The organism is Parashewanella curva (genome assembly GCF_003675895.1).
Taxonomy (GTDB): domain Bacteria; phylum Pseudomonadota; class Gammaproteobacteria; order Enterobacterales; family Shewanellaceae; genus Parashewanella; species Parashewanella curva.
The window spans coordinates 1-872 of record NZ_ML014957.1; the positions used below are offsets into that span (position 1 = coordinate 1).

Annotated in this window: 1 protein-coding gene; it reads right to left on the reverse strand. The window is 39.4% G+C overall.

Annotated elements, in window-relative coordinates:
- Positions 1 to 723: transposase (locus tag D5018_RS21440; protein ID WP_207819430.1), on the reverse strand; the 723-nt coding region annotated here is incomplete at its 3' end.
- Positions 724 to 872: the final 149 nt, after the last annotated feature.

The window sequence follows — 872 nt, forward strand, 5'->3', positions numbered from 1 at the left end:
CATTGCCACTTTGATTTCTCTTTCTAAGCAAACGGAATGGACAACGGCACTGTAAACCTGAATGTTTTCGTCTAACATTCCTTCATACTTAAATCGATGTAGGTCTTGCTCAAAGTCGATTTTGCCATCAAATTTTTTAGGTCTGCCACGCCCTGAGTATTCACCTTGATATAACCAACGCAAGTTAGCATCACTTCTTAGTTTACCTACAGCATCCAGCCCCGAGCGTTTAATAGGTGTTACATATTTATATTTGGTGTAGTAGCTGTCAATGGCCATGTAATGAATATTATGCTGAATGAGTAACGGAGCGACACGAATCGCTTGCTCTGCATATAAATCAATACGAGCGATCTCGTCTTCATTTTCACTTTTTGGCTTGGCAGCATCAATCGTCTGCATAGCGTCTAAGGCATAAGCCATGTTTGCATCAAGATCAACGATACTAATGAGTGAAAGTTCAAGCCCTTTTTCTGCTTTACCGATGGCACCATGAAAGAATTTGGCTAGGCCTTCGGTATGTTTGCCGCTTTTCTTCATAAAGCTAGCATCCATAGCTGCAATGCATTTCGAATGCTTTGGCAGCTGCTGAAAAATCAGAATTTCATTAAAACCAAGAAAGTCAAAAAACCTGTGATACCAACGATTAAATCGTTTCTCACTTGAATTACAGTATCGGCTCATATTACGAAAATTAGCCTTACCTTGAACGATAATGAGCATTGAAAGTAGCAAGGCTATAAATGATTTTTGTGGTTTTTTAAAGCTGGACATTTGGCTTAAAACCGAATTTACTAGAGCAATCATGAGCGGTGGTTTCACGAATGTTTTTGCAAACTTTATTCTCGCAAACCCTGCTCATGATTCCGAGT